This window comes from Streptomyces stoeckheimensis, assembly GCF_045822005.1.
In the GTDB taxonomy this organism is placed as follows: domain Bacteria; phylum Actinomycetota; class Actinomycetes; order Streptomycetales; family Streptomycetaceae; genus Streptomyces; species Streptomyces stoeckheimensis.
Genome location: NZ_CP169550.1, coordinates 7,644,999 through 7,670,964, shown reverse-complemented (window position 1 = coordinate 7,670,964; position 25,966 = coordinate 7,644,999). Strand labels below are relative to the sequence as shown.

The following is a 25,966-nucleotide window of genomic DNA, read 5'->3' as shown; positions in this document are numbered from 1 at the left end:
CCGGTACGTGGTTCACCGGCGGCCCCCGGCATTGAAGTAGCTGGCCTCGGGATGGTGGACAACGATGGCGTCGGTGGACTGCTCCGGGTGGAGCTGGAACTCCTCGGAGAGGTGGACGCCGATCCGCTCGGGCTTCAGGAGCTCGGCGATCTTGGCGCGATCCTCCAGATCGGGACAGGCTGGATAGCCAAAGGAGTAGCGGCAGCCCTGGTACTCGGTGCGCAGCATCCCGTCGAGCGAGCGCGGGTCCTGTCCCGTGATGCCCAGCTCGGCGCGTACCCGCGCGTGCCAGTACTCGGCGAGGGCCTCCGCCAGCTGCACGGAGAGGCCGTGGAGCTCCAGGTAGTCGCGGTAGGAATCGGACTCGAACAGCTTGGCCGTGGCCTCGCCGATCCTCGATCCGACGGTGACGATCTGCAGGCAGATCAAGTCGACCTCGCCGGACTCCTCGGACTTGAAGAAGTCCGACAGGCACAGGAACCTTCCGCGGGGCTGCCGGGGAAAGGAGAAGCGGGTCAGTTCCGCGCCCACGTCGTCGAGGATGATCAGGTCGTCGCCCTTGGAGACGCACGGGTAGTAGCCGTGGACCACGGCGGCTTCCAGCAGGTTCTCCGTCTGGAGGCGGTCGAGCAGACCGCGCAGCCGGGGCCGGCCCTCGCTCTCCACCAACTCCTCGTACGAAGGTCCGCCGCGGGCCTGCTTGAGGCCCCACTGGCCCTTGAAGAGGGCGTCTTCGTCGAGCCAGGAGGCGTAGTCCTTGAGCGGGATGCCCTTGACGACGCGGCTGCCCCAGAACGGCGGGGTGGGCACGGCGTTGTCGGTGGTCACGTCGGAGCGGGAGGGGGCTTCGGGCCCGGGCGCCATGAGCGCGGTGGTGGCCGCGGACTTCACCCGGCGCTGCTTGAGCGGGGGCAGGCTCGCTCCGGGGACGCCGCGTTTGACTCCCATGAGGGCGTCCATGAGGCGCAGGCCTTCGAAGGCGTCGCGGGCGTAGCGGACCTCGCCCTCGTAGATTTCGTGGAGGTCCTGTTCGACGTAGGCGCGGGTGAGGGCGGCGCCGCCGAGGATGACCGGGTAGTCGGCCGCCAGCTTGCGCTGGTTGAGCTCCTCCAGGTTCTCCTTCATGATCACCGTGGACTTGACCAGCAGACCGGACATGCCGATGACGTCGGCCTTGTGTTCCTGCGCGGCTTCCAGGATCGCGGAGACCGGCTGCTTGATGCCGATGTTGACCACGTTGTAGCCGTTGTTGGTCAAAATGATGTCGACGAGGTTCTTGCCGATGTCATGGACGTCGCCACGGACAGTGGCCAGGACGATGGTGCCCTTGCCCTCGTCGTCGCTCTTCTCCATGTGCGGCTCCAGATGAGCCACCGCGGTCTTCATGACCTCGGCGGACTGCAGGACGAAGGGCAGCTGCATCTGGCCGGAACCGAACAGCTCACCGACGACCTTCATGCCCTCCAGGAGGGTGTCGTTGACGATCTCCAGCGCCGGCCGCGTCTCCAGGGCCTCGTCGAGGTCCGCCTCCAGACCGTTCTTCTCACCGTCGATGATCCGGCGCTGCAGGCGCTCGTCCAACGGCAGCGCCAGCAGCTCCTGCGCCCGCCCGTCCTTCATCGACTTCGTATTCACGCCCTCGAACAGGGCCATCAGCTTCTGCAGCGGGTCGTAACCCTCCGCCCGCCGGTCATGGATCAGGTCGAGGGCGACCTTGACCTGTTCCTCGTCCAGGCGGGCGATCGGCAGGATCTTGCTGGCGTGGACGATCGCGGAGTCGAGGCCGGCTTTGACGCATTCGTCGAGGAAGACCGAGTTGAGGACGATGCGGGCGGCCGGGTTGAGGCCGAAGGATATGTTCGACAGTCCCAGGGTCGTCTGGACCTCCGGGTGGCGGCGCTTGAGCTCGCGGATCGACTCGATCGTCGCGATGCCGTCCTTGCGGGACTCCTCCTGCCCGGTGCAGATGGTGAACGTCAACGTGTCGATGAGGATGTCCGACTCGCGGATCCCCCAGTTCTCCGTCAGATCCGCGATCAACCGCTCCGCGATCGCGACCTTGTGCTCGACGGTGCGGGCCTGGCCCTCCTCGTCGATGGTCAACGCGATCAGCGCGGCACCGTGCTCGACCGCCATCTTCGTGACCTGGGCGAATCGCGACTCCGGCCCGTCGCCGTCCTCGTAGTTCACCGAGTTGATGACGGCGCGGCCGCCGAGCTTCTCCAGGCCCGCCTGGAGGACGGGAACCTCCGTGGAATCCAGGACGATGGGCAGGGTGGAGGCGGTCGCGAAGCGGCCGGCGAGCTCCCGCATGTCGGCGACGCCGTCACGGCCGACGTAGTCCACGCACAGGTCGAGCATGTGCGCGCCCTCGCGGATCTGGTCGCGGACCATCTCCACACAGTCGTCCCAACGGGCCTCGAGCATGGCCTCACGGAACTTCTTCGACCCGTTCGCGTTCGTACGCTCACCGATCGCCATGTACGAGACGTCCTGGCGGAAGGGGACGGTCTGGTAGAGCGAGGAGGCGCCGGGCTCGGGGCGGGGGTCGCGGACGGCCGGGTTCAGGCCGCGGACCCGCTCGACGACCTGGCGCAGGTGCTCGGGGGTGGTGCCGCAGCAGCCGCCGACCAGGGAGAGGCCGTACTCGCGGACGAAGGTCTCCTGGGCGTCGGCGAGCTCGCTCGCGGACAGCGGGTAGTGCGCGCCGTTCTTGCCGAGGACGGGCAGGCCGGCGTTGGGCATGCAGGAGAGGGGAATGCGGGAGTTGCGCGCGAGGTAGCGCAGGTGCTCGCTCATCTCGGCGGGGCCGGTGGCGCAGTTCAGGCCGATCATGTCAATACCCAACGGCTCCAAGGCCGTGAGCGCGGCGCCGATCTCCGAACCCAGCAACATCGTGCCGGTCGCCTCAACCGTCACCTGCACGATGAGAGGCAGGTCGCCCATTCCGCACCACTCCAGCGCCCGGCGGGCGCCGATGACGGCCGCCTTCGCCTGGAGGAGGTCCTGTGAGGTTTCGACCAACAGCGCGTCCGCACCGCCTCGGACCAGACCCTCGGCGTTCTCCTGGTACGCCTCGCGTAAGGGCTCGTACGCCACATGCTTGAGCGTGGGCAGCTTGGTGCCGGGGCCCATGGAGCCCAGGACCCAGCGGGGCCGTCCATCTTTCGCCGTGAACGCATCCGCGGCTTCGCGGGCGATGCGCGCTCCGGCCTCGGACAGGTCATAGACCCGGCCCTCCACACCGTACTCGGCGAGTGCGGAGAGGTTGGCCCCGAAGGTGTTGGTCTCGACGCAGTCCACACCCACCGCGTAGTACTCGTCATGGACCGACCGGACGATGTCGGGCCGGGTGACATTGAGGATCTCGTTGCAGCCCTCGAGACCCATGAAGTCGTCGAGCGTCGGATCGGCGGCCTGGAGCATCGTTCCCATCGCCCCGTCGGCCACCACGACCCGCTGCGCCAGCTCCTCCCTCAGAGACCGTCTCATGCCAACTCCCGGAGGTGTGCGGTCAGCTCCGTCTCGTACCGGCAGCCGTACCCCATGCCGAGCAGGGAGAGCAACGATTCGCCGGACAACCGGTACTCCTGCGTACCCACGGATGCGAGGACGGTCGCAGCGACCGCACAGCCCAGCTGAGCCGCGCTCCGCTCGGACACACCCCACGCCGTTGCGGCGAGGAACCCGGCTCGGAACGCGTCGCCGACACCGGTGGGGTCGACGACTTCCTCGACCTCGACCGCGTGCACGGTCAGCGGCGTGGTGCCCGCAGTTTGGATTCGTACGCCACCCTCGCCGTGGGTGGTCACCCAGGAGCCGACCCGCCGCAGGACCTGCTCCTCGGTGAGCCCGGACTTCTCGCACAGCAAGGCTGCTTCGTACTCGTTGGTGAACAGCCGGCTCGCACCGTCCACCAGCTCCCGAACCTGCGGCCGCTCCAGTCGCGCCAGCTGCTGGGACGGGTCCGCGGCGAAGGGGATGCCCAGCTCACGGCAGGTCCGCGTATGGCGGAGCATGGCCTCGGGGTCGTCGGGCGAGATCAGCACCAAGTCGGGGCGACCGGCCCGTGCAACGACGTCGCTCAGGTCGATCTCGCGGGCCTCTACCATGGCCCCCTCGTAGAACGTCGCGATCTGGTTCTGGTCCCGGTCGGTGGTGCAGACGAAACGCGCGGTCTGGCACGTCTCGCTGACCCGAACGGAGTCGGTGTCGACACCGTGCTCCTTGAGCCACACCCGGTACGGATCGAAGTCTCGACCCACAGAGCCCACCAGGACAGGCCGCAATCCCAGCGTTCCCAGACCGAACGCGATGTTGGCCGCTACTCCGCCGCGTCGGAATTCCAGGTTGTCGGCGAGGAACGACAGGGATATCCGGTCCAACCGGTCCGCGAGCAGCTGCTCGGCGAACCGGCCGGGAAAGGTCATCAGATGGTCGGTCGCGATGGATCCCGTCACAACGATGCGCATGTCAGACCCCAACGGCCCGGCGCAGGGCGTCCACGCGGTCGGTGCGTTCCCAGGTGAAGTCCGGCAGCTCACGGCCGAAGTGGCCGTAGGCGGCGGTCTGGGCGTAGATCGGGCGCAGCAGGTCCAGATCGCGGATGATCGCGGCCGGCCGAAGGTCGAAGACACTCGACACGGCTTCCTGGATGCGCTCGTCCGGCAGCGTCCCCGTGCCGAAGGTCTCGACGAAGAGGCCGACGGGCTCGGCCTTGCCGATGGCGTACGCGACCTGGACCTCGCAGCGCGAGGCCAAACCGGCTGCGACCACGTTCTTCGCCACCCAGCGCATCGCGTACGCGGCGCTGCGGTCGACCTTGGACGGGTCCTTGCCCGAGAAGGCCCCGCCACCGTGACGGGCCATGCCGCCGTAGGTGTCGATGATGATCTTGCGGCCGGTCAGACCGGCGTCGCCCATCGGACCGCCGATCTCGAAGCGCCCGGTCGGGTTCACCAGCAGGCGGTAACCCTCGGTCTCCAGCTTGATGCCGTCCTCGACCAGCTGGTTCAGCACGTACTCCACGACGAACTCACGGATGTCCGGGGCCAGCAGTGCGTCGAGGTCGACATCAGCTGCGTGCTGGGAGGAGACCACCACCGTGTCCAGGCGCACCGCCTGATCACCGTCGTACTCGATGGTGACCTGCGTCTTGCCGTCGGGACGCAGGTACGGGATGACCCCATCCTTGCGGACCTCGGACAGCCGACGCGAGAGCCGGTGCGCGATGTGGATCGGCAGCGGCATCAGCTCGGGAGTCTCGTCACAGGCGTAGCCGAACATCAGGCCCTGGTCGCCCGCTCCCTGCTTGTCGAGCTCGTCACTCGGCCCCGCGCCTCCAACACGCTTCTCGAATGCGGTGTCGACGCCCTGGGCGATGTCGGGTGACTGCGCCCCGATGGACACCGACACCCCGCAGGAGGCACCGTCGAAGCCCTTCTTCGAGGAGTCGTAGCCGATGTCGAGAATGGCCTCACGAACGAGGGCGGCTATGGGCGCATAGGCCTTGGTCGTCACCTCGCCGGCTATGTGGACCAGGCCGGTGGTGATCAGGGTCTCCACAGCCACCCGCGAGGTGGGGTCCTCACGGAGCAGCGCGTCGAGGATCGTGTCACTGATCCGGTCGGCGATCTTGTCGGGATGCCCCTCGGTCACCGACTCTGACGTGAACAGCCGCTTGCTCATGCCTGCCCCACCTCGACCGGGAAGAAGTGCGACTCGATGGCGGCGAGGGTGCGGATCTCGTCCACTTCCAGGGCCTCCATCTGGATGGACCGACCGCTTTGCTGCTCCAGCAGGAAGACGAACTCCACGAAGGACAGCGAGTCGATGAGCCGGTTCTCGATGAGGTCCAGGTCGGAGGCGATGTCGTCACGCTCCGTGTGACGGGCGAGGAGCCAGTTCTTCACCTGCTGCAGACCGTCGGACATGGTTGTTCTCCTTGAAGTGCTTTGTATGGATGAGGTGTTGGTTGCGCGGGCGACGCAGAGGGCACCGGCTGGATCCGGAAGGCTCGGCGTGAGGGGGTAGCCCGCCGAGCCGGCATGGAGCACCGGGGCGGCCACGGCTACCGCGTAGTCCACGTCATGGCTGATGGACACGGTGATCTCGGCGATGCCGGACTCCGCGGCCATCTCGGCCGCGCCCCGGCGGAGCTCGACGAGGGGCCAGCCCCCTTCGGAACGCCGAACGACGATGTCGAGCCAGGGGAGGAATTTGCCCCGGACGCGGAGGGTCTTGAAGGCTGCCTCCTTGGCCGCTATCCGGCCGCACAGACTCAGTACGTCGAGCCCGGAGGCGGTTCCGCAGTCGGCGAGTTCGCCTGGGGTGAGCATCCGCTCGAAGAAGTCCTCGCCGTACTCGGCGAGCAGTCGGCGGACACGGGTGACGGACACGATGTCCATGCCTAGATTCGCCCAGCCCAGGCCGCCCGCCGGCGGGGCGACGGGTCGGGTCGGCACGTCAGATCGCCGGCCCGGCCGCGTTCGCGCGCAGGACGGCCTCGGTCGCCGCCTCCCAGCTGCCGTGGCGCCTGGTCAGCGCGGACAGCCAGCGTTCGAGGCCGAACGCGGCGCAGCTGGTGAAGGCCGGGCTGCCGCTCGACTCCAGCGTGATCTCGCAGCGGTCTCCGAAGAAGTTGCGGTGGGTGTTGACCGAGGCGATCGCCAGGTCCTCGTACAGGAACTCGTGCTTGACCGGGGTGAGTCGCTGAAGCACCGCCTTTGAGCTCCCCTTGTCGAAGAACGGGTCGCAGGCGGCCTCCTTGCGGAGCGGCAGGTCCAGTGCCTCGGCGAAGGCCTGGATGCGCGCGGTAAAGGAAGCGAGGTGGGACTCGGCGTGCTCGCGGGTCCCGATGGCCACCACCTCCCGCATGCGGAAGCCGAGCTGCCGACGGAGGCCCTCGTAGTACTCCTCCTGACGGAAGCACCAGCCGACGACGGTGACCAGCATGTCGTCCGCGACCTGGCGGCCCTGGTGGTCGATGTACACGGCGTAGCAGGACGCCGAGGGGAGTCCGAGCGCTGCCGGCCGGAGGGCGGTACAGGGGAAGCAACCGCTGTCCGTACAGAACTCGTTGGTCTCCCGTGCGGACAGGTCGAGCGGGGCGGCGACGACGGCCTGGTGAGGGAAGTTGTCGTAGTAGTCGAGGCGGGCCAGGTCGGCGGCCGGCAGCAGCGGGGGCATGGTCATCGGGCGGGCGCCCGCGCTCACGCCCCAGCTCTCGAAGGTGTCGTCGAGGAGCCGCAGCAGGGCGGTCCCCTCGGGACCGAGGGACGGCAGGCCCCTCGATTCCCCGACACTCGCAGGGGTGGTTGTCACGGTCATGATGGAGTCACCTCTCGGACGGCGTAAGGCTCGTTCAGACGACGGGCAGTACGTCGTCGGTGAAGATCCCGGACTTCAGGAAGAAGCCGAGCGGCTTGCGGATGGCCTTGCGCTCGTACGGACGACGTCCCTCGTCGGCGACCAGCGCATTGCGCAGTGCCAGCGGGTCGGCGATGCCGGCGTCGCGGTACACGTGCGGGTTGTACAGGGAGTTGACGCTGTAGACGACGTACCGCTTGAGGTACGCCTCCACTTCGGCGAGCCGCTGGGCGGAGACGGTGTCCTTCATCCGCTTGAACAGCAGGGAGACCAGCTCGCGCCCGAAGGCGATGTGCCGGGACTCGTCCTGGTGGTGGATGCGGTTGACCTCGCGGATGGTGTGACACAGGGACTCGTCCTGCGCCATCCGCATGTTGTAGTGGTCGACGAGCTCCTCGAAGAACAGGATCCGGGCGAAGACCAGGAAGTTCTCCACCTCCGGCTCCCACGCGGAGTCGGCGCGCATGGCGGTCGAGCCGTAGATCTTGTCGCCGTACCTGCGGCAGAACTCGGCGAAGAACCACATGTGTTCGTTCTCTTCGCCGATGAAGTGGTGGAAGAAGTCGGAGGGGACTTCGAAGCCGGGCATGTGGATCCGGCCGACCACCTCGATGAGCAGCTCACGGATGCCGTGCACGTTGAGGCTGTAGAAGTTGATGCTCTCCCACTTGGAAAGGCGGTGAATGGTCTCCTCGCCGAGCTCCTCGTAGAAGGGCGTGCCGTAGACGGTGAGCAGCTCGGGGGTCATCCACAGCTGGCCCTCTTCGAGCTTCTCGGGCCAGTCGAACTGCTGGTAGGGGTTGTAGTACTCCTCGATGGAGCGCGAGCTCAGCCGTTCCAGGACTTCCAGGAAGCGATCAGTGACGGGCAGGGGGGCGGCGACGCCCATGGAGACTCCCTCGGTGTGTGGTGGGTTGCGGCGAGCGAAGGCTCAGGGCCGGACTTCGTAGACGGCGTTGACCGGGGTCTCTGTCGCACGCCGCCAGCGGGTGAAGCCGGCCTCCTCCGCGATGGCGCGGAACGCCTTCTCGCCGGAGTGGTTGCCGAGCGCGTGAGGGCCGCGCTGGGCGACGGCCACGGGCAGGCACATCACGGCCGACAGCGCCATGAACATCCGGGCGGCGGGCGTCTGCGTGTCGATGTCCGCGGGCGAGACGTTCGACTCAACGAGCATCCACGTCCCGTCTCCGTCCAGGGACTTGTGTACGTGCTGCGCGGCGGCGACCGGGTCTCCCATGTCGTGCAGGGCGTTGAAGAAGGTGACCAGGTCGTAGCCGGAGCCGGGGTAGTCGTCGGCCGAGGCGACGTCGAAGACGACGCGGTCGGAGAGTCCGGCCTCCTCGGCGAGCTGCCGGGCGATGGAGATGGCTTCCTCGGAGTAATCGAAGCCGTGCACGGTCGCCTGGGGGAACGCCTTCGCGATGAGCAGCGTGGTGTGCCCCACGCCGCACCCGACGTCGGCGACCGTTCCCCCGGCCGCCAACTTGCCGGTGACCCCGTGCAGGGCGGGCAGCCAGTCGGGGACGAGCCGATGCTCGTAGGTGGGCTGGAAGAAGCTGCCCATCCCGGTGTCCAGTGCCGGGTCGTGTTCCGCCCAGCCGACGCCGTCGCCGGAACGGTACGCGTCGACGAGCAGGTCTTCGGTGGCGTACAGCGCCTTGAGGGCGGTGAAGAAGCCCGCGGCGAACGTGACGGCTTTCGGGTCGGCCAGTACGGCCACGTGGTCGGCGGGGAGCGTGTACGTATCGGCGCTCGGGTGGCGCTCGACGTACCCGGCGCTCAGCTGTGCGTGCAGCCATTCCTCCGCGTACCGCTTGGCGATGCCGGTGCGCTCGGCGAGCCCGGCCGCGGTGAGGGGGCCGGCCTCGGCCAGCGCGCGGTACAGGCCGAGCCGTTCGCCGAGGGCGACGGTGAGCCCCCGTACGGCGGCTCCGGCATCGCTGATGACCCGTTGGTGGAACTCGTGCGTGCCGCTCATGCCGCCGCCGCCTCGGAGGTCGGAAGGTCACACGTGAACAGGAAGGAACGGGGAACGCCCGGAACGCTGCGAGCCGGAACCGGGTACGGCCAGCGGTCGAAGTCGGCTCCCGGTTCTCCCGGCTGTCGCACCTCGCGCACGTCCCAGCCGCAGTCGACGAGGAGTTGCTCGGGGGTCTCCGTGCCGAACAGCCACGGGTTGCCGTCTTCCTTCAGACACTTGAGGAAGGGGCGGGAGAGCGGGTTGTCCAGCGCGGCCCGGCTGATGACGTCTCCGAGCAGCACCGAGCCGGGCACGGAGTGGGCGGCCAGCGTCGAGATCAGGTTGCGCACGGCGCTCTCAGGGAGGAAGAAGAGGAGCCCCTCGACCACCCACAACACCGGCTCGTCACTGCGCCAACCGGCCTCCTTGAGCGGACCGGTCCAGTCCTGCGTGAGGTCCACCGGCACGGTGACGCGGGTGCGTCCGGTGGGGGCGGGTTCATCGGCGAGCATCTGCGCCTTCGCCTCCAGGAGCGCGGGGCGATCCAGCTCGTAGACGGTCACGCCGTCGGGCCACGGGAGCCGGTAGAAGCGGGTGTCCATGCCCGCAGCGAGGAACACGACCTGGCGGATGCCGTGTTCCTCGACGGCCCGGACGATCGCCCGGTCCAGGTAGGTGGTGCGGATGGCGAGGAACGGCACGGTGCCCGCCCCGGCGTAGCGCTCCAGAAGTTCGAAGCCGATCGTGTCGGCGACGGTGCGCGCATAGGGATCGGCGAACAGCCGGTCCTCGCGTTCGGTCTCCAGGGCTCGCGCTGCGGCGGTCCACTGGGCGGTGCGGGATACGGCCTCCACAGGAGGTCTCCCTTCACATCGGGTGAGGTGGGTATAAGCAGTTACGGGATGCGCATGGCCCCGGTCCGGCGCGGTCAAGCCACGGATCGCACGCAGGCGACCGGGTCCTCTGCCGCGGACTTCGTCCCGGAGCGCGGGGCGTCGGGACCGGCGGGCCGGCGCTGGAAGATGCTGTGCAGGATCATGCTGAAGACGACCGCCCCGTCACCGTCGACCAGCAGGCACTTGGGCTGCACGATGCCGGTGGTCGGGTTGAACGGTGACGGGCGGGACCCGAGGATCTCCACTCGGGCGGTGAGGACGTCTCCCGGCCGGACGGGGCGCACGTAGCGGATCTCGTCGACCCCCGGGGAGCCGGTGCACGCGCTGTGGACCAGCAACCCGTCCACGTAGCGCCGCATGAACATCGAGGCGGTGTGCCAGCCGCTGGCGATCAGACCGCCGAACGGCGACCGGGCGGCGAGCTCCGGGTCCGTGTGGAAGGGCTGCGGATCGAAGCGCTTCCCGAACTCCAGCACCTCCTCGGTGGTGACGGTGATCGTGCCCAGCTCGTGGACATCACCGGTCCGGAAGTCCTCGAAGTAGCGCATCACGCGCCCCCCTTGACATAGAGCAGTGTTTCCTTGGCTTGAACCAATCTACGAATCGTTCATTTATTTTGTCAAGCCAAAACAAGCTTGGATAGAGCCTGTTCGATGTCCCCCCACAGGTCGTCGGGGTCCTCGATACCGACCGACATCCGCACCAGACCCGCTCCGATACCGGCAGCCGCCAACGCCTCCTCCCCCAGCTCTCGATGGGAGGTGCTGGCTGGATGCGTCACCAGCGTCTCCACGCCGCCCAGGGACAGCGCGAGCCGCGCGACCCGCACTCCCTCCACGAACACCCGACCCGCCTCCCGGCCGCCGGCTAGTTCGAAGGAGAGCAACCCTCCCCCTCCGGAGAGCGCCTTACGGGCGGTGGCGTACGAGGGGTGGGCGGGGAGCCAGGGCCAGTGGACGGCCGTGACTGCGGGATGAGCAGCCAGCCGCACAGACAGGACTTCGGCATTGGCGCAGTGCGCCCGCATCCGCAGGGGCAGCGTAGGGATCCCGCGCAGGGTCAGCCAGGCGGCGAACGGGTCGGCGCTAGCCCCGAGTTCGACTGTCCGCGGCCATATCTCCTGCCGCAGTCCGTCATCCGCGAAGATGGCCGCGCCCCCGAGGACGTCGGAGTGTCCGGCCAGATATTTGGTCGTGGAGTGGAGCACGATGTCGGCGCCGAGTTCGATGGGCCGGCACAGGACGGGCGACGCGAGGGAGTTGTCCACGGCGCTGACGACTCCCCGGCGCCGGGCCGCAGCCAGCAGCCCTGGCAGGTCAGGGACTTGGCCCGTCGGATTCGCAATGGTCTCCAGTAGGAGCAGCCGGGTCCGGGGCCCTGCGGCCGCCTCGAACTCGGCCACCTCGTCACCACTGATGTACGTGACGTCCACGCCATAGCGGTCCGCCAGGTCAGTCAGGGCGGCGCATGTCCCTCCGTACAAACACCGCAGCGCAATCACGTGATCGCCGGGGCGTAGCAGCGCCAGCAGGACGCCACTGATGGCTCCCATACCCGAGGCGAAGGCTATGGCCGAAGCCCCGCCCTCCAAGTCCGCGAGGGTGTGCTCCAGGGCGCGGACGGTGGGATTCCCGCGGCGGCTGTAGACGTACTGGCCGTCGGGGCTAGCCATGGCCTCGGCCAGCTCGCTCGCGGAGTCGAAGGCGAAGGCGGACGATTGCACCAGGGGTACAGAGAGCGGCCAACTGCCGTTCGGCAAAGGCCGATTCACCACATGCACGGCACGGGTTCGGATGTCTTTGTCTTCCATGGGGCCTCCTGTCTGATGGGCCGGTCCGTCCGGCCGTCTGCGTCAGGTACGGGGAGCAGACAAGGGGTCGCCCGCTGTCCTGGGAGGACATCGGGCGACCCCTTGTCGAGTACGGACGAGCCCGTACGTCACACCCCGGCGGTCTCGCTTTGCGGCGCGGGGGCGGCTGCGGTCGCCGCAGCCTTGTCTCCCTTCATGACGAGAAGAGTGATCACGGCGCCGGCGGCCGCGATGGCGGCGGCACCGAGGAACGCGGCACTGAAGCCGTCGGTGAGGGCGGGCAGGTTGCCGAGCTCACCGGCCCCCTGCGTGGTGGCAAGAGCGGTCAGAGCGGCAAGGCCGAGGGCCGAGCCCACGTTGTACGTGGTGTTGACGATGCCCGAGGCCAGACCCGCCTGCTCCTGGGGAGCTCCGGACATGGCGGCGATCATCGCAGGGATGTAGGCGAGCGCCATGCCGAGCGCGGCGACGAGCGACGCCGGGAGGACGTCGACCAGGAAGGTGCCGGTCGGCTCCACCGCCGACAGCCAGACCAGGCCGACGGCGAGGGCCAAGAGGCCGGCGACGATCAGCGGCTTCGCACCGAACTTGCCCATGAGGCGTGCGGTAATCGCCGTCATGAAGATCATCAACAGAACGGTCATGGGGAGCAGGGCGGCACCGGACGCGAATGCGCCGTAGTTGAGGACCTGCTGCAGATACAGGTTGAGGAAGTACCACATCGGGATCCACGCCGCACCGAGCAGCGTCATCGCGAGGTTGGCCGAGCCGAGACGCGGGACCCGCCAGACGCTGAGCGGCATGAGCGGCTCACGGATGGACTTCTGAATCACGAAGAAGGCGGCGAGCAGAACGGCCGCACCGATCAGCTCCAGGACGGTGGCGGTGGAGCCCCAGCCCACCTCGGGCGCCCGGACGACAGCGAACACGGCGAGCGCGAGACCCGCAGTGACGGCGACCGCACCCAGGACATCCACAGAACCGCGTCGGGACGCAACGTCCGGCAGCAGCTTGGTGGCGGCGAGGGTCGCGAGACCGATCGGGATGTAGATGATGAAAACCCACTGCCAGCTCATCCACTCGGTGAAGACACCACCGAGGAATACACCCGCAGTACCGCCGGCGGGAGCAGCGGCGCCGTACAGCGCCATCGCCTTGCCGAGCTCCTTGGGGTCGTGCATGAAGAGCATCATCAGCAGGGTCATGGCGGCGGGTGCGATCAGCGCGCCGCCAATGCCCTGGACGCACGGCCCACGATCTCGACCGTAGCTGTCTGCGCGGCGGCCGCGACGATCGAACCGACGATCATGGTCGCCCATCCGGCGGCGAAGATCTTGCGAGCTCCGACGAGGTCGGAGAGACGACCGCCGAGCAGAAGTAATCCGCCGAACACGATGACGTAGGCGTTGAAGACCCACTGCAGCTCGCCCTGCGAGAAGCCGAGGTCCTTCTGCATCTCGGGGAGTGCGACTCCGATGATGGAGGTGTCCATGATGACCATGAACTGCGCGGCGGCAAGCACGGCAAGTGCCCACCAGCGCCGGGGATTGACGGTTGACATTGCCCTGACCCTTCTCTGCACCATACCCCTAGGGGGTACCTTCGCGGAGCAACGTAGCATACCCATGGGGGGTATGTAAGAGCGAGGGGAGGGCGATCGACGAATGAGGGGACAGTGCGATCCGAGCACTGACGCGCCCCTGGCAAGCGGTACAGCCATAGCTGTCAGGTAGACCCGTAGCCGGCCAGCCGAGGGCGACAGAGTCGGCTCCGAAGAAGATCGCGCGACGTCGGCGGCGACGAAGGGTGAGCCTGGTGGCCGGGTGCGTTCCCGCGTGACGACGGCCACCGCCCCTGGACAGTGCCGCGCGCCCGCCCATCACCGCGACGGGCTGTCGACTGTGCTGAGCCGCAGCGCTCCTCGATCAATGCCGCCAGGAGTACCCGTGCCGTTCCTGGCCGCGAGTTCCAACCGCTCAGGCACGGCCCGCCTCAGCCGCGGTTTGGTTCCACCATTGAGGGAGAACGAGCTGTGGCCGTGAATCGGCGACCCGAGCCTCTTCCGACCCTCTCTTGGTCTTGCTCCGCGCCGCCCGGTTGGCGGACACCTGACAGCTGGGCGGGCCGCACCAGGGGCCTGCTCGTAGGATGAGCGCATGGCCTCCGCCGTCCAGTCGCCGAGCCGCCGCCCTGTCGGGCGCGGCCTTGTGCTGCTGGTTCTGGCGGTGCTGACCGGTGTGCTTGCGATGCACGGGCTGAGCCCGGGACCAGCGCCCATAGAGACGCCGACGGCAGTCGGCGGTCACGGCGTGGCGATAGCCCATGAGAACGCCAGCCATCAGGTGGTCGGGGACTGCTCGCACACCGATGGTGGATCGGGCCATGCGGATCACGCTGATGCGATGTGCGCGGCGGCCGGCGTCGGCGCCCCTTACGTACCGCCCGCGCTGACTTCCGCCCTCGGCGTCACTCCTGCGGTTGTGACGCCGCTCGGCAGCAATGCCGGGACTCCTGAGATCGGGCGCGCGCCGCCCGACCTGGCCGATCTGCAACTCCTGCGGATATAGAGCGGCCCGCACGGCACCCCGTCTCCCGGCTCTGCCGGGTGAAGTGTGCCGCGCTCCGGCCATGCCCTCACTTCCGCATCGGCGCATGCCCGCTCAAGGCTGCGCATCAAGGAGTCGCATCACCATGAACAAGAACCTCATCCGCCGTACCGCCATCGTCGCCGCCGCGGGCGCCGCCTCGCTCGTCCTCGCCGCCTGCGGGTCGAGTGACGACACCTCTGCCGGGCAGTCGACGCCGTCGGCTGTCTCGTCCGCTCCGGCCGCGCAGGGGCAGCACAACGCCGCCGACGTCGCCTTCGCGAAGGGGATGATCCCCCACCACCGTCAGGCCGTGGAGATGGCCGACCTGGCCCCCACGCGCGCGGAGTCCGCCGAGGCCAAGAAGCTCGCCGACGAGATCAAGAAGGCCCAGGACCCGGAGATCCAGACGCTCTCCGGATGGCTGACCTCCTGGGGCGAGCAGGTTCCCGCCGAGGGAGCCATGGACCACTCCGCGCACGGCATGGCCGGGATGATGACGGCCGAGGAGATGGACAAGTTGAAGGACTCGTCGGGCAAGGCGTTCGACACCGCCTTCATGGAAATGATGATCAGGCACCACGAAGGTGCTGTGGCGATGGCGAAGACGGAGAAGGCCGACGGCGCCTTCCCCGACGCCCAGACGATGGCGGATGCCATCATCATCTCCCAGACCGCCGAGATCACCAGGATGAACAGCCTTCTCGGCAAGAACTGACCCACCGGCGGAGGGGTGTGCGGCCGCAAGGCCTGCCACACCCCTCCGCCTTTGCTGCCCTCAACCCCTCGCGGAATACCCCTGGGGGGTATACGGTTTGTGATGTGGGGCCGCGGGAGCGGGGTCACACTGGACGGGAATGGGGATGACTGTCATGGACCACAGCGCACACCACACCAACACCGCGCACGACCACACCGCGCACCAGGCGCACGAGGGTCACGCCGGGCACCAGATGGGCGGAGTGACCTGGGGGGCAGCCGCGAAGGCGACGCTGCACTGCCTCACCGGGTGCGCCATCGGCGAGATCCTCGGCATGGTCATCGGCACCGCCCTGATGTGGGGCAACGTGCCCACCATGGTCCTTGCGATCGCCCTGGCGTTCGTCTTCGGCTACTCCTTCACCCTGTTCGCGGTCCGCAAGGCCGGCCTGGACTTCAAGACCGCCGTCAAGGTGGCGCTGGCCGCCGACACCGTCTCGATCGCGGTGATGGAGCTCGTGGACAACGGCATCATCGCGCTGGTCCCCGGTGCGATGGACGCCCATCTGTCGGACGCGCTGTTCTGGACCGCGCTGCTGGGCGGCTTCGCCGTCGCCTTCCTGATCACCACGCCGGTCAACAAGTGGATGATCGGCCGCGGCAAGGGCCACGCCGTCGTCCACGCCTACCACTGACCTTTCACACCGAACGCGCCCGGCCCGGATCCGCCGGCCCCGCGGAGAACGGAGGCATCCTGATGTCCAGCACCGTCAAGGACATGCTCGCCACCTACCCGGCCGACCTCGGCAACATCGACCAGGCCAAGCTCACCGGTTGCATCGAGGCAGTGGCAACCCTCGCCTTCTTCGGCCTGCGCGAGGTCGCGGCGTCCATGGAGACCGCGCCCGGCGGCGGCCACAGCCACTGACGCCCCGGACCGGCGCGGCCCGCAGAACTGAGCCGTGCCGCCCGGCGACAACATCGCAGCCACCAGAGCAGTCCTGCCCCACGTCCACTTCCAAGGCGTCGACTGGCCGGCCGTGCACCTCACTCTGCTGCGTGGCTGGCATCCGGGCGCCCCGCCCACCTGGCTCGTCTGGTCCCGATCGCCCCCAATCGCTGCCACTGCAACCGAGACATGGCCTGGGTGTGCGCAGCCGCACCAAGATCCGGACCATTTCCGGACCAGGCGCCGCCAGAATGCAGCGCCAACTGTCGTTTTTCCTGGTCAGCACGGGTGCAGGTGCTGTACCAGCAGGAGACGAAGAACCTCCTGGTCAGCTACTCACCGAAGAAGCTCGGCTTCTTCTAAGAGGTTGAGGATGGTGCCTGACCTGCACAAGCGGCCGGTCAGGCACCATCCTCTGGTCCTCGTGCCCGCACTATTCGGCGGTCACCGGGCGCTCGCGGCAGGGCGCACGACGATCTCGTTGACGTCGACCCCGGCTGGCTGGGCGACGGCATAGGCGATGGCCTCGGCGATGGCGGAGGCCGGCAGCGCCACGGCGCGATAGGCCTTCATGGCCTCCCTCGCGACAGGATCGGAGATCCCCTCGGCCAGCTCGGACTCGGTCACGCCCGGAGAGACCAGAGTGACCCGGACGGTGCCGTCCGACTCCTGGCGCAGCCCTTCGGATATGGCTCGGACGGCGAACTTGGTCGCGCAGTAGACAGCCGCGGTGGGTGACACCTCGTACGCACCGACGGAGGCGACGTTCACGAAGTGCCCGCCGCCCTGGGCGCGCATCACGGGCAGGGCGGCGGCGATCCCGTACAGCACACCCCGCAGGTTCACGTCGATCATCCGGTCCCACTCGTCGACCTTCAGCGCGTCCAGCGGTGAGAGCGGCATCACCCCGGCGTTGTTGACCACCACGTCCACGCGGCCGTAGTGCTCGCGGGCGGCGGCTACGAAGGCCCGTACATCGGCGGCGTCCGTGACGTCCAGCCGCCGGAAGGCCGCGGTGCCACCCGACTCGGTGACCTCCCGGCTCAGCGCGTCGAGCCGGTGGGTGCGCCGTGCGCCCAGGAACAAGCGGTGCCCGTCGGCAGCGAGCCGCCGGGCCGTCGCCTCCCCGATCCCACTGCTGGCTCCGGTGACGACCACGACCTTGGCTTCGGTACTCATACCCGCCTGCTCCTCGCTCCTCGTTCGCAGCGGATGACTCCGCCGGACCGAGTCTGTGCAAGCGGCGGCCGGCCAACCAGGACGCACCACACCCAGGCAGCACATGTCTCCATTCCCTAGCCTGTGGCCATGACCGCGACCGTGACCGCGACCGTGCCCGGCAATCTCCTCGGAGAGTTCCTCCGCGCGCGCAGGGCGGCCCTGGGGCCGCAGGACGTCGGCCTGGTGAGCCATGGCGTACGCAGGGTCGCCGGCCTGCGTCGCGAAGAGGTCGCCGATCTGGCCGGAGTGAACGCGGACTACTACGCCCGGCTGGAGCAGGGCCGCGAACGCCGTCCCTCACCCCAGGTCCTCGACGCCCTCGGCCGGGCCCTGCGACTGGCTCCCGACACCCACGCCCACCTGCACCGCCTGGCCGGCACACCCCCGGCGGACCGGCCGGCCACCGACCGGATCAGCCCGGCCCTGCTCCGGCTCCTGGACGGTTTCTCGGACGCCCCGGCGTTCGTCATCAACCCCGCCCTGGACATCCTGGCGGCCAACGCCCGCGCCGAGGCGCTGCATTCACCGTTCGCGCCGGCGGACAACCTGGCGCGCATGGTCTTCCTCGACCCAGCGGGCCGGCAGTTCTACACCGACTGGACCTCCACGGCCCGGAGCACCGCGGCCCACCTGCGGCAGACCGCCGGCACCGCACCGAACGACCCGCGCCTGCGGTCTCTCGTCCGTACTCTGACCACCCGCAGCGCGGAGTTCGCCCGCCTCTGGACCACCCACGAGGTCCTGGGCAAGACCCAGGACACCAAGCACCTGCACCACCCGACGGCCGGCCCCCTGACCGTGACGTATCAATCCTTCGACGTCCGCGCCGCCCCGGGCCAACAGCTCGTCGTCTACCAGCCCGCTCCCGGCACGTCCGACTCGCCGCCTGACCACTAGGACAGCGCCGGCACGGTGTCTCCGTTGAAGTGCCACAGCGCACTCGTGTACCAGAGGACGACCACCGCGACCACCAGCGCGCCCCCGGCCAGTGGCAGGGCCCAGCCCGGCAGGCGAAGGCTCCGCACCAGCAGGACCTTGGCGGCGAACGCCCCGTAGAAGAAGCAGCCCGCGATCGAGTGCAATGCCGCACGCGAGCCGGTCAGCTGCACGCCGTACGCCCGGACGCAGTGCACCGCGATCGGGACGGAGAGGGCGAACAGGACCACACCGACGATCCGGTGGGTGATCGGCACCGGGCCCGGCACCCGGCGCACCCCGGGCAGTCGGCGGTACATCCACAGCGCAAGCAGCAACTGGAGAGCGGCCAGCCCCAGGACGCCGGTGGCGAGCTGCGCTTTGAGACGGACAGCATCGGTGTCCGCCTGCCCGAACAGTGTCGCGGTGTAGTCCGGTGTGTTCGCCCGGCCGAACAGGAAGACGGCGACGAAGACCGCAGCGGCAACCACGAACGCCAGTGCGAGAGCGAGCCCGGCTTCCGGGCGGCGCAGAACGGGCCGGGCGTGCGACATGCGCTACTCCTCGTCTCGAAACGCTGAGGGTCGGCGGTATGTCATCCCTTGTACCCGTCTGGTGCGGCAGGTGGCGGCCGACGCGGCCGTACCGACCGCCGCTCGCCACATCAGGAAGACCTCGCTCGCCGTGCGCGCGTGGGCGGGCGACCCCAGCACGGTCCGCGCCCATCCGGGCCATGCGCCGCACCGCCTCGGCTCCGCCGAGCTCCGGCGAGAACTCCTCGATGCAACCGGACCACAACAGCAACGACGTGACGGGAACGTCGTGCTCGCGCAGATATCCCAGCTGATCGACGATTTCCATCGTCTCCGGATGGAAGCTGCCGATGTCCCGCACCGCGGCAAGGATCCGGTCCAGTTCGGTACGGCGGATCGCGACGAACTCGGTGACCGTTTCCCCCCGGAGGGACGCTCCACATTCGACGATCCCCCCGAGAGGCCCGAAGATCTCCCGAGCAAGAGACGTCTCCGAGGACACGGGCCGCTCATCCACCGCTGCTCAGCTCCTTCGCGTGCACGTTCGCTTCTTTGTCGTCCTAGCGGCCCTACGTACCGGTCGCCCGCACCTGACCGGAGGACCACGCGCCGAACCACTGCTCGGCGCCGTACTCCTCGAACCGCTCCACCTCGGTGAACCCCAGCTTCACCGCGAGCCGCATCGACCGGTCGTTGGCCGTCTGGGTGCAGAGCACCACCTGTTCTCCGGGAAACGCGCCGGCGAACCAGTCGAGCGCCGCCGCGCACGCCTCGGCGGCGTACCCGCGCCCCCACGCCGTCGGCAGGAGCATGTAGCCGATCTCGGCCTCGCCGCCGTCGGGGCGAAGGTGCCCCGGACGGTCTGCGTCGCGCCGGTCGAGCGATACCGTGCCGATCATCGTTCCGTCGAGATCGATCACGAAAAGGCCGGGGCGGCGTCCGGGCAACTCCGGCACCGCGCGTTCGAGTTCCTCACGCGGTCGAGGGCCGCCGAGGTAGGTGCGCACCTCCGGCAGTGCGAACAGCTCGATGAACGCCGCACGGTCCGGGGCCTCGGACTCTCGGAGCACGAGCCGCTCGGTGCGTATCGGGGCAGGTGGCCAGACGACGGTGCCCAGCTCAGTCATGGCCGGCAATCTATCGCTCGCGTCGAGGTGGCGAGTTCACCGCCCGGGGGCAACGCGGCTCGGAGTCAGACCAGGTCGAGGAGCTGCTTGAACGCACCTCCGAAGCCGCCGTACTCGTCGACCAGGCGTATCTCCAGGATCCAGCGATCCCGCCAGCCTCCTGCGTCGGTGCGACGGAGGGGCTCGTCGTTGTCCGGACCGATGAAGGACCGGGGCGCCGGATCGGATCCGCCCACAGCCGGGGCCTGCCCGCACAAACGGCCCACCTGCCACGCTCCCAGGCTCCAACCCGCCTTGCCGGCCAGGGCCCGCACCTCGGCGTGCAACTGCCTGCCGGTGATGCCGTCCCGTCCGAGGAACGCCTCCCCCGCCACGTCCCAGATCCGGTCGTCCACCTCGCACTCCGTGCTGCCGGGCGAGATCAGACCGCCCTCGGCGAACACGGCCTGAGCCATCCTCTGCTCCTCCACCAGCCTCAAGGCCCGCAGACGCTCGTCCATCCGGTCGGGTACAGCCATCGCGCCGCTCCTCTTCCTGCCGCCCGACGTCCGCCAGCGCACGGCGTGCGACCTCGGAGTCGTGCCCGATCAAGGTGATGGGCGGGGCCAGCCACTCCGAATCCACCGCTCAAGCAGTCCTTGGAGGCGTTCCACTCCCGCCCGTACATGCGAGCAAACCCTCGTGCCCACGATACGGACCCGCCTGACCCGGGCTCCCCGGCCGGGCGGCGCCCCCGGTCGTGGAGCGTCGGGTTCGGGGGCAGCATGGAAGCGGAGCCCTCAGCCGGTTCGTAGCCCGGACGGGCTCCGCTGAGGAGGGAGCCGTCGAGGATGGGTGCACACGAGCCGCTCCCCGATGAGGCGCGGGACCGAACGGAGGGGCCGTCCCCGCCGGGAGGGCTGCTCGATCTGCTCAGCGTGGCCGCCGTCGTGCTGGACACCCGCGGACGGATCGTGTTCTGGAGCCCGCAGGCCGACGAGGTGTTCGGCTACACCGCCGAGGAGGCTCTGGGCCGGCCCGCGGCGCACCTCCTGGTCCGCGAGGAACACAAGGACCTGGTGACGAAGCTGTTCGCCGAGGTGATGGCCACGGGGGCGAGCTGGGCGGGCGCGTTCCCCATCCGCCACAAGGACGGCAGCACGCGCCTGGTGGAGTTCCGCAACATGCGGCTGCTGGACGATCTCGGCGACGTCTACGCCCTGGGCATCGCCGCCGACCAGCGCATGCTGCATCGGGTGGAGACCGACCTGGCCCTGTCCCAGCGCCTCGTGGCGCAGGCCCCCATCGGCATCGCCCTGCTGGACACGGACCTTCGCTACCTGCTGGTCAACCCTGCTTTGGAACGCATCAACGGCGTCCCGGCCGCCGAGCACATCGGCCGCCGGATCCACGAGATCCTCCCGTTCCTCGACGTGGGCACCCTCGAGTCCGCGCTGCGCCAGGTCCTGGTGACCGGCACGCCCCTGATCGACCAGTACTCCGTCGGCCGGACGCCGGCCGATCCGGACCACGATCACGCCTGGTCGGTGTCGTTCTACCGGCTCGAAGGCCCCAGCGGCCGGGTGATCGGCGTGGCCAGCTCCGTCGTCGACGTAAGCGAACGTCATCGGGCCGCGACCGAGGCGGACCGTGCCCGGCGCCGCCTGGCCCTGATCGCCGATGCTTCCGCCCGCGTCGGCACCACGCTGGACGTGGAGCAGACCGCCCACGAACTGGCCCAGGTCGCCGTCCCCGGCCTGGCCGACCTGGCGGCCGTGGACGTCCTGGACGCCGTGCTGTCCTTCCGCCGGAGCTCGGGGCCCCACGACGGACCGGAGGTGTTCCGTGCGCTCGCCGTGGCCTCCGCCTACCCGACCGAGGCCGCCGCCGCGGCGGACACGGTCGGCGACCTGGCGTCGTACGGGGCGGACCGGCTGATCACCCAGTGCGTCCACACCGGACAGCCGGTGCTGGTGGCCCGTGTCGGCGCCGAAGACCTCCTCCGCATAGCCCGTGACTCCGATGCGGCCACGACATTCTCACGGGCGGGGGTGCATTCCTATCTCGCGGTGCCGTTGATCGCCCACAACGAGGTCCTCGGCACCTTCGACCTGCTGCGCGCCCGCAACCCCCTCCCGTTCGACGAGGACGACGTGATCCTCGCCGGGGAACTGGCTGCCCGCGCCGCTGTCGCCATCGACAACGCCCGCTGGCACCAGAGCGTCCGCAACGCGGCCGAAACCCTCCAGCGCAGCCTCCTGCCCGGCCACCCGCCCGAAGCTCACGGCCTGGAGATCGCCTCCCTCTACCAGCCCGCCCAGGCAACCCACGAGGTCGGAGGAGACTGGTACGACGTCATCCCCCTGGCCGGTGACAAGACGGCTCTCGTCGTCGGTGATGTCATGGGCAACGGCATCGACGCCGCCGCCACCATGGGCCGGCTGCGCACCGCCACCTGCGCCTTCGCCGACCTCGACCTGGCCCCCGACCAGGTCCTGCGGCATCTCGACAAGATCACCCGAGGACTCGAGCACTACATCGCCACCTGCGTCTACGCCGTCTACGACCCCCACGACCACCGCTGCCACATCGCCAATGCGGGACACCTCCCGCCCGTCCTCGCCGCAGCGGGTCAGCGCCCCCGGCTCCTCGACCTGCCCACCGGCGCCCCCCTCGGCGTCGGCGGCGTCGCCTTCCACACCACCGTGTTCGACCTGAACCCCGGCGACCGGCTGCTCCTCTACACCGACGGCCTCGTCGAAACCCGCCAACACCCCATCGACGAGCGCCTGGACACCCTGCTGCACACCCTGGACGGACCCCGCCGGCCCCTGGACGGCACCTGCCAGTGGCTCCTGAACTCCCTGCGCCACCCCGACGACCACGACGACGTCGCCCTCCTCATCGCGCAGGCCACGGCGGGCGGTCACGTGGACCAACCGGAGGGCAGGCGCGGATCCGGAGCGTAGGCGCAGTAGGTCCCCGTGGAGACGGTGCGGTCGAGGTGATCGCCGAGCGCCGGACAGGCCTCGCGGAGGCGGCCGATGGCCTTGCGCACGGCTTGGGTGACGGCCGCCCGCGCCCGTTCGGAGGCCAGGCCCGCGTGCCGGTCCCGCCCGCCGAGTCCGACGGCCCGGGCGAGTTCGTTGATCAGGAACTCCCGTTCCAGGCCGGCTTGTTCCTGCCTGGCGGCGTCGTTGTCGGCGCGGGCGTCCTCGATGTCCTCCTCGATGTCGGCCAGCCGCCTCCGGTACATCTGCTTGGCCCGGTCGTCCAACAGGGGGCCGAGGTCGCCGGCGCGGGACAGCCTGCCGGCGGCGGCGGGATCATCGCTGTCGGCGGCAACCAGGTCGAGGACGTGGAACTCCCGGCCCGGCGCGGCGAAGAGCCGGGCGAGGTGGTGCATTCCCTTGCTGTCGCGGACGGTCGTGCGTCGACCGTCGAAGACGACCCTCCAGTGATCGCCCTCCCGGACGAACGTGTCCGGCTCTGCCGTTTCCGCCCGAGGCCCGTCGGTCGCGGACCCGTCGGTCGCGGGCCCGTGCGCGATCCGGTCGAGCTCGGCACGCGCCGCCGACCGTTCGAGGCTCTCGGCCCGGAGATTGCCCAGGGCGCCCTGAGCGTCCGCGAGCCGGAGCCGACACTCGGCCGTCTCGTAGGGCGCGCCGACCTGGCTCCAGGCGCGGACGGCACCGGTGAACGACGCCTCCGCCCCGACCGCATCGCCTTCGGCGAGCAGGAGGTCGCCCCGGGCGCGCAGGGCCGATGCGGCGAGTGCGGTGCTTTCGAAGCGGACGGCGACCTCGTCGAGCTCGCGGGCCGCGGCCCGCGCCGTTTCCAGGTCGCCGCGGGCGACGGCGATCCTGACCTGCGCGTCCAGCAGCGGCGCCCGCCGCAGCCCGGAGGCGGGGGGCAGTTCCTTCGACGGCACCGGCAGCGGACGGGCCAGCGCCTCCCGGATCGCGGCGGCGGCCGTGTCGGCGTCGCCCCCGGCGAGCCGGACGAGCGAGAGACCGGGTTCGGGATCCCACCCGAGACCATGGGCGGCGAGCAGCGCCTCTTCGGCTCCGGGCAGGTCGCCGCGCCGGAGCCTGATCCGGCCCAGCTCCGTCAGCGGCCAGCCCAGCTCGCGTCGCACGTAGGGACGCAGCTCGTCGCACGCCAGCAGCACCTGCTGCTCGGCGTGCGCGCACTGGCCCCGCAGGCGCAGGATCTCGGCCCGGTGCACCCGGCAGCGGCCGTGCAGGCTGCCGATCGCGTTCGTGCGCGCCCACCGCTCCATCGCCTCGGTCCACTGCTCGGCGAGGTCGTACTGGGCCAGGCCCTGCAGGGCGCAGACCAGTTCGCAGTAGACGACTCCGGTCGACAGGGCGTCGAGATCGCCGGTCATCACCGCCGTGCCGGCCTCGTCGAGGAGCTCGAGACCCCTGGGGACGTCACCGTCGAGGATCACCAGCCTGGCCCGGGCCACGCGCCCGATCGCCGCTGCCGCCGGATCGGTGTGCGAGCCGGTCTCGATCGCCTGGTCGGCCCAGTCCCGGGCCGCGTCGAGGTCGCCGCTGAGGAGTCGTTCGAAGGCGCGCACCGCGGCGAACCACGCGTGGACGGGTGTCGGCGTCGCAGGGTCAAGGAGACGTTCCGCGCGATGCAGCCACCCGCGTACCGGAGCCATGAGCGCGGTGTCGAACAGCAGGTGCATGGCGACCCGAACGGCGGCTCCGGCCGCTCCGATGTCCTCGCCCAGCCGGGACAGCTCCTCGTGGAGCCGCTCCCAGGTCTCGATCGCGACGTCGAGGTGTCCGGCGGCATAGGCAACGGAGGCGAATTCCGCGAGCTCCGCCGGGCCGAGCCCGCCCGACCCGCGGGCCTCGAGGTAGCCGGTGTAGGCGTCCGCCCAGGCTCCCCGGGCCGCGGCGTCCCGCGCCCGCCCCAGGGCGATCTCTTCGCCGGAGGTATCGGCCACGGACGTTTCCCTCCGTCCCGGGGCACGTGGGGGTTACAGCGGTAACGGTCGTGCTTACGCCTCCATGGTGAGCCACAACTCCAGTGGAGGACATCATGGACACCGTCACGGTCAACGACATCCGGCTGGAACACGAGGTCCGGGGAAGCGGGGAGCCGGTCCTGTTCATCAGCCCGGTCCTTCCCGACGGATTCCTCCCGCTCGTCGCCGAACCGGCACTCACCGAGCGTTACCGTCTCGTCACGTATCACAAGCGGGGCTGGAGCGGCAGCACCCACACCCCCGGGCCCGTGAGCGTGGGCGATCACGTCGCGGATGCCATCGCGCTGCTCGACCACCTCGGCATCCACCGCGTCCACGTGGCGGGGCACTCGACGGGCGGGGCGGTCGCCGCCCAGCTCGCACAGGACCACCCCGACCGGATCGTCACGGTCGCCCTGCTGGAGCTCTCCCTCTTGTCGGTGCCCGCGGGCGCGGCGTTCTTCGCGCAGGCCGCGCCGGCGTTCGAGGCGTACGCCGCCGGCGATCCCGAACGCGCCTTCGGACTGTTCCTGTCCCTCGCCGGTGGAATGGACTGGGAACGCTGCCGGACCCTGCTCGACGAGCGCATCCCGGGCAGCGTCGCCCAGGGCGTCAAGGACGCCGACACGCTCTTCGGGGTCGAACTCCCCGCTCTGGCGGAGTGGCGCTTCGGACCCGACGAGGCCGCGTCGATCCGCCGGCCGGTGCTGTCCGTGCTGGGCGGTACCACCCAGCCCCTGTGGGTCGAGGTCGCCGAGTTCCTCCGCTCGAACGTGCCCGACATCGAAGAGTGCGTCGTCGACGGTGTGGGCCATCTGCTCCACATCGAACGGTCCCGACCGGTCGCCGAAGCCCTGGCCCGGTTCCTGGCCCGTCACCCGATCACCCCCTGACCTCCGTGTTCGCCACGGCACGCTTCCCCCCGCGCGCCGTCGATGGG

Annotated in this window: 22 protein-coding genes and 1 pseudogene; 7 read left to right on the top strand and 16 right to left on the bottom strand. The window is 69.5% G+C overall.

Annotation, left to right across the window (positions count from 1 at the left end):
• Positions 1 to 12: 12 nt before the first annotated feature.
• The 11 genes and pseudogenes from metH to ACE1OC_RS34785 form a co-directional block, all read right to left on the bottom strand.
• Entirely contained in the window at positions 13 to 3,492 is a 3,480-nt protein-coding gene (metH, locus tag ACE1OC_RS34835) for a methionine synthase (protein ID WP_407840322.1), read from the bottom strand.
• Positions 3,489 to 4,472, bottom strand: a complete 984-nt coding sequence (locus ACE1OC_RS34830; protein WP_407840321.1) for a carbohydrate kinase family protein — start codon at positions 4,470 to 4,472, stop codon at positions 3,489 to 3,491. The genes metH and ACE1OC_RS34830 overlap by 4 nt, the downstream gene beginning before the upstream one ends.
• A 1-nt stretch (position 4,473) precedes the next feature.
• The gene (metK, locus tag ACE1OC_RS34825) at positions 4,474 to 5,688 is read right to left on the bottom strand and encodes a methionine adenosyltransferase (protein WP_266903816.1); all 1,215 of its coding nucleotides are present in this window, start codon (positions 5,686 to 5,688) and stop codon (positions 4,474 to 4,476) included.
• Positions 5,685 to 6,407 carry a 4'-phosphopantetheinyl transferase superfamily protein gene (locus tag ACE1OC_RS34820; protein WP_407840320.1) on the bottom strand — a complete coding sequence of 241 codons (723 nt, stop codon included), beginning with the start codon at positions 6,405 to 6,407 and terminating at the stop codon, positions 5,685 to 5,687. Before ACE1OC_RS34820 ends, metK begins: the two co-directional genes overlap by 4 nt.
• 58 nt (positions 6,408 to 6,465) lie before the next feature.
• Complete coding sequence (locus ACE1OC_RS34815; protein WP_407840319.1) at positions 6,466 to 7,329, bottom strand: hypothetical protein; 864 nt, start codon at positions 7,327 to 7,329, stop codon at positions 6,466 to 6,468.
• 34 nt (positions 7,330 to 7,363) lie between these two features.
• Positions 7,364 to 8,257 carry a diiron oxygenase gene (locus tag ACE1OC_RS34810; RefSeq protein ID WP_407840318.1) on the bottom strand — a complete coding sequence of 298 codons (894 nt, stop codon included), beginning with the start codon at positions 8,255 to 8,257 and terminating at the stop codon, positions 7,364 to 7,366.
• 42 nt (positions 8,258 to 8,299) lie between these two features.
• The gene (locus ACE1OC_RS34805; RefSeq protein ID WP_407840317.1) at positions 8,300 to 9,346 is read right to left on the bottom strand and encodes a methyltransferase domain-containing protein; all 1,047 of its coding nucleotides are present in this window, start codon (positions 9,344 to 9,346) and stop codon (positions 8,300 to 8,302) included.
• Positions 9,343 to 10,182, bottom strand: a complete 840-nt coding sequence (locus tag ACE1OC_RS34800; protein ID WP_407840316.1) for a class I SAM-dependent methyltransferase — start codon at positions 10,180 to 10,182, stop codon at positions 9,343 to 9,345. Before ACE1OC_RS34800 ends, ACE1OC_RS34805 begins: the two co-directional genes overlap by 4 nt.
• Positions 10,183 to 10,256: 74 nt before the next feature.
• Positions 10,257 to 10,772: a MaoC family dehydratase gene (locus ACE1OC_RS34795; protein ID WP_407841777.1), complete on the bottom strand. Its 516-nt coding sequence runs from the start codon at positions 10,770 to 10,772 to the stop codon at positions 10,257 to 10,259.
• Between the two features lie 71 nt (positions 10,773 to 10,843).
• A complete protein-coding gene (locus ACE1OC_RS34790; protein WP_407840315.1) occupies positions 10,844 to 12,034 on the bottom strand; it encodes a trans-sulfuration enzyme family protein in 1,191 nt (396 codons plus the stop codon).
• Positions 12,035 to 12,162: 128 nt separating this feature from the next.
• A pseudogene (locus ACE1OC_RS34785) lies at positions 12,163 to 13,595 on the bottom strand (MFS transporter).
• Between the two features lie 595 nt (positions 13,596 to 14,190).
• Here ACE1OC_RS34785 and ACE1OC_RS34780 point away from each other — a divergent pair.
• From ACE1OC_RS34780 to ACE1OC_RS34765, 4 genes are all read left to right on the top strand, one after another.
• Positions 14,191 to 14,601, top strand: coding sequence for a DUF6153 family protein (locus tag ACE1OC_RS34780; protein WP_407840314.1), 411 nt, complete (start codon positions 14,191 to 14,193; stop codon positions 14,599 to 14,601).
• Positions 14,602 to 14,725: 124 nt separating this feature from the next.
• Positions 14,726 to 15,337, top strand: coding sequence for a DUF305 domain-containing protein (locus ACE1OC_RS34775; RefSeq protein WP_407840313.1), 612 nt, complete (start codon positions 14,726 to 14,728; stop codon positions 15,335 to 15,337).
• A gap of 154 nt (positions 15,338 to 15,491) precedes the next feature.
• Positions 15,492 to 16,013: a DUF4396 domain-containing protein gene (locus ACE1OC_RS34770; RefSeq protein ID WP_407840312.1), complete on the top strand. Its 522-nt coding sequence runs from the start codon at positions 15,492 to 15,494 to the stop codon at positions 16,011 to 16,013.
• Positions 16,014 to 16,075: 62 nt separating this feature from the next.
• Positions 16,076 to 16,246: a hypothetical protein gene (locus ACE1OC_RS34765; protein ID WP_407840311.1), complete on the top strand. Its 171-nt coding sequence runs from the start codon at positions 16,076 to 16,078 to the stop codon at positions 16,244 to 16,246.
• A 465-nt stretch (positions 16,247 to 16,711) separates the two neighbouring features.
• Here the strand turns inward: ACE1OC_RS34765 and ACE1OC_RS34760 are convergent, their stop codons facing one another.
• Complete coding sequence (locus tag ACE1OC_RS34760) at positions 16,712 to 17,446, bottom strand: SDR family oxidoreductase (RefSeq protein WP_407840310.1); 735 nt, start codon at positions 17,444 to 17,446, stop codon at positions 16,712 to 16,714.
• Between the two features lie 153 nt (positions 17,447 to 17,599).
• Here ACE1OC_RS34760 and ACE1OC_RS34755 point away from each other — a divergent pair, with 153 nt between their 5' ends.
• Entirely contained in the window at positions 17,600 to 18,385 is a 786-nt protein-coding gene (locus tag ACE1OC_RS34755; RefSeq protein WP_407841776.1) for a helix-turn-helix transcriptional regulator, read from the top strand.
• Here ACE1OC_RS34755 and ACE1OC_RS34750 read toward each other — a convergent pair.
• The 3 genes from ACE1OC_RS34750 to ACE1OC_RS34740 form a co-directional block, all read right to left on the bottom strand.
• On the bottom strand, positions 18,382 to 18,957 hold the full coding sequence (locus ACE1OC_RS34750) for a DUF6529 family protein (protein ID WP_407840309.1): 576 nt from the start codon (positions 18,955 to 18,957) through the stop codon (positions 18,382 to 18,384). The two genes, ACE1OC_RS34755 and ACE1OC_RS34750, sit on opposite strands and share 4 nt — an antisense overlap.
• Positions 18,958 to 19,505: 548 nt before the next feature.
• Complete coding sequence (locus ACE1OC_RS34745) at positions 19,506 to 20,063, bottom strand: GNAT family N-acetyltransferase (RefSeq protein ID WP_407840308.1); 558 nt, start codon at positions 20,061 to 20,063, stop codon at positions 19,506 to 19,508.
• Between the two features lie 65 nt (positions 20,064 to 20,128).
• Positions 20,129 to 20,581: a hypothetical protein gene (locus ACE1OC_RS34740; RefSeq protein ID WP_407840307.1), complete on the bottom strand. Its 453-nt coding sequence runs from the start codon at positions 20,579 to 20,581 to the stop codon at positions 20,129 to 20,131.
• A gap of 312 nt (positions 20,582 to 20,893) precedes the next feature.
• Between ACE1OC_RS34740 and ACE1OC_RS34735 the strand changes: the two genes are divergently transcribed.
• Entirely contained in the window at positions 20,894 to 23,011 is a 2,118-nt protein-coding gene (locus ACE1OC_RS34735) for a SpoIIE family protein phosphatase (protein ID WP_407840306.1), read from the top strand.
• Here the strand turns inward: ACE1OC_RS34735 and ACE1OC_RS34730 are convergent.
• Positions 22,969 to 25,005: a transcriptional regulator gene (locus tag ACE1OC_RS34730; RefSeq protein WP_407840305.1), complete on the bottom strand. Its 2,037-nt coding sequence runs from the start codon at positions 25,003 to 25,005 to the stop codon at positions 22,969 to 22,971. The genes ACE1OC_RS34735 and ACE1OC_RS34730 overlap by 43 nt on opposite strands.
• A 95-nt stretch (positions 25,006 to 25,100) precedes the next feature.
• On the opposite strand from ACE1OC_RS34730, the gene ACE1OC_RS34725 reads away from it, so the two are divergent.
• Positions 25,101 to 25,919 (top strand): alpha/beta fold hydrolase, encoded by an 819-nt coding sequence (locus ACE1OC_RS34725; protein WP_407840304.1) that lies wholly within the window; start codon positions 25,101 to 25,103, stop codon positions 25,917 to 25,919.
• Positions 25,920 to 25,966: the final 47 nt, after the last annotated feature.